Source organism: Oscillibacter sp. CU971, from assembly GCF_905219725.1.
Classification (GTDB): domain Bacteria; phylum Bacillota; class Clostridia; order Oscillospirales; family Oscillospiraceae; genus Oscillibacter.
Map to the genome: position 1 here is coordinate 1 of NZ_CAJMXG010000310.1, position 2919 is coordinate 2919.

General features: G+C 56.6%; 3 protein-coding genes and 1 pseudogene. 2 read left to right on the top strand and 2 right to left on the bottom strand.

The window, feature by feature from the left end; all coding sequences use genetic code 11:
- Positions 1 to 830 (top strand): annotated as a pseudogene (locus JX325_RS14625) (type IV secretory system conjugative DNA transfer family protein); the annotation flags it as partial.
- A 75-nt stretch (positions 831 to 905) separates the two neighbouring features.
- A complete protein-coding gene (locus tag JX325_RS14630) occupies positions 906 to 1100 on the top strand; it encodes a helix-turn-helix domain-containing protein (RefSeq protein WP_307819282.1) in 195 nt (64 codons plus the stop codon).
- Between the two features lie 250 nt (positions 1101 to 1350).
- On the opposite strand, the gene JX325_RS14635 is transcribed toward JX325_RS14630, so the two are convergent.
- The gene (locus JX325_RS14635; protein ID WP_204791813.1) at positions 1351 to 2064 is read right to left on the bottom strand and encodes an aspartate/glutamate racemase family protein; all 714 of its coding nucleotides are present in this window, start codon (positions 2062 to 2064) and stop codon (positions 1351 to 1353) included.
- A gap of 43 nt (positions 2065 to 2107) precedes the next feature.
- Positions 2108 to 2821, bottom strand: coding sequence for an aspartate/glutamate racemase family protein (locus tag JX325_RS14640; RefSeq protein WP_204791814.1), 714 nt, complete (start codon positions 2819 to 2821; stop codon positions 2108 to 2110).
- Positions 2822 to 2919: the final 98 nt, after the last annotated feature.

Consider the following 2919-nt stretch of genomic DNA (forward strand, 5'->3'; position numbering starts at 1 on the left):
GTGCTGTCCAGGCTGAACGCCTTCCTGGACTCCGAGCTGGAGCAGGTCCTCTGCTTCGACAGCGCCATCGACGCGGAGACCTTCGCCTCCCAGAAGTCCGCCATCTTTCTGGTGCTGCCCGAGGAGTACCCCAGCAAAAACTTTATGGCGGGCCTCATGATCCAGACCCTTTCCCGTGAGCTGTTCTCGGTCGCCGATGAGCACGGCGGGAAGCTCCCGAACCGGGTGGTGCTGTTCTGTGACGAGCTGGGCACCATGCCCCCCTTCGACATCCTGCCGCTGTTCTCCGCTGGACGATCCCGGAAACTGACGCTGGTACCTATCATCCAGAGTCTTGCTCAGCTGGAGAAGAACTACGGGAAAGAAGGTGCGGAGATCATCCAAGACAACGTCCAGGACACGATCTTCGGCGGCTTCGCCCCCAACTCCCAGACCGCCGAGGTGCTGTCCAAAGCCCTGGGAAGCCGCATGGTTTTGAGCGGCTCCATCAGCAAGGGGAAGAACGACCCAAGCCAGTCCCTCCAGATGATTGAGCGGCCCTTGATGACGCCGGATGAGCTGAAATCCATTCCCAAGGGCCAGTTCGTCGTGATGAAGACCGGCTCCCATCCCATGCGGACCCGGCTGCGGCTGTTCCTGGACTGGGGCATTATCTTCGGGGAGCCCTACATCCTGGAGGAAAAGCCGCCCGGACGGTGGCCTACGCCAGCAAACAGGATCTGGAGAACGCGGTCTTCCAGAGCCGGGTCAACATTTCCGCTATCCCTGAGCAAGCGCCTCCGGGAGTATCCCGAACGGGCNAGGGTGCGGGGACCGGGCGATGGGGCTGACTGCGAGGGACGCCTATGGGATACTTTAAGTCGCTCTATGCCGCCGAGCTGCCTCACCGGGACGTGGCGGTCTACATGTACCTCAAGCACCGTGCGAATGCCGAGGGCCGATGTTGGCCCTCGGTCCGCACCATCGCGAAGGACCTGAGCCTCTCCAGGGCCACAGTCCAGCGGGCCCTGCGGGAGCTCCGGCAGGACGGGTGGATTGCGGCGGAACCGCGCTGGAGAGAGAACGGGAGCTGTACCTCTAACTGCTACCGTCTGTTATAACTTCCGAAAAAGGGACCGAACTCTCCGCCAAGGGAGGGGCCTGTCCTTTTTCCGGGCCAGGAGGGCGTCATAATGAGGCCCCCAGAAGTTACCACCGGAAGTTCTTGTGTTTAGTACAGGGAAAAACAGACCAACACCTCTAAGGGAAACTATATTGTGACTCTCGCATGTAGGGCAAGTAGTTCTCTCTGCTCAACAGAAGAAACCCAGTCTGGTTTGCAACAGACTGGGCCCCTTCCGCAATGGGAATTTATTTTTTTGGAGGTCTCATGTAAGTAATCCGGCTCTGGAGCAGATGCATCTTTGCCTCCACCTCCAGAAGCATAACCGCCGCTTGGGCCGCCTCAATTACCGGAATCTCATAGCCCTGAGATTTGAGGGCGGCCTGGACATCCTCCGCCACGTCGATCATAGCCGTGCAGCCCAAAGAAATCGCCTGAGCTCCGTCTTCACGAATTGCTTTCAGGGACTCTCGGACCAATGCAGCCACGACTTTATCGTGATTCTGCAAATCCAGCACCGGGATATCAACACAGCGGACACAGCAGACTCGCCCGTCGAAGTGAGCCTTTGCCACGTTGCCTTCGATCAGGGGAACCACATTTTTCACAACTGTGACAATCCCGATCTTGTCCGCAAGACCCATGCAAAGGAACATGGACGGCTCAAAACCGCCAAATACCGGGATGTTTACATACTCTCTGGCGGCTCTTACCGCCGGATCGCCATAGCAGTTGATGAAGATGGCGTCGCAGCCTTCGTCTTCACCTTCTTTGCATAGCCGGAGGATATCCGGACTGCAAAGCACTTCGTCATACGCACACTCAATAGAAGGCGTTCCCACTTTGATTTGGGAGGTAATAAGCTCTGTGTCCGGGGACAGGTACTTCCCGATATACGCAATCATTTCAGGAGTGACAACAGCCCCTGTCACGGGAATAATGTTCTTAATTTTTATCGACATTGTGGTGCTCCTTTCATTGCGTCCTCATTTCTCAGTGGATAAATTATTTTTCCGGCGGTCTCATGTAGGTAATCCGGCTCTGAAGCAAGTGCATTCTGGCTTCCACCTCCAGAAGCATAACCGCCGCCTGAGCCGCTTCGATTACCGGGATCTCGTAGCCATTCTTTTTGAGAGCGTCGCGAACATCCTCCGCCACGCCGACCATAGCCGTGCAGCCCAAGGAAATCGCCTGCGCGCCGTCCACCCGGATTGCCTCCAGGGACTCCCGGACCAGGGCGTCCACTACCCGGTCATGCTGCGACAGCTCTTCCACAGGGATGTCAATCGCGCGAACGCAGCAGATACGCCCGTCAAAATGCTCCTTCGCCACGTTAGACTCCGCCAGGGGAATCACATTCTTCATCATGGTCACGATGGCAATCTTGTCCGCCAAGCCCATGCAGAGGAACATGGAGGGCTCAAAGCCGCCGAACACGGGGATGTTCACATACTCTCTGGCGGCTCTCACCGCAGGATCGCCATAGCAATTGATGAAGATGGCGTCGCAGCCCTCCTCTTCGGCCTCCTTGCACAGCCGGAGGATATCCGGGCTGCAAAGAACCTCGTCATACGCACACTCAATGGAGGGCGTGCCCACCTTGATTTGAGAGGTGCTGAGCTCCGTATCAGGCGAGAGATACTTTCGAATGTAGTCAAGCATTTCCGGGGTGATGATGTCGCCGGTCACAGGGATGATGTTCTTGATCTTCAATGCCATTGGGAGAGCCTCCTTTACGTATTTAGAAGCTGTACCAATAGGCTAAAACCGCTTGAGTAAAGTGCTGAAAGCAGCAATGGTGCAAACAGCTTGTGCAG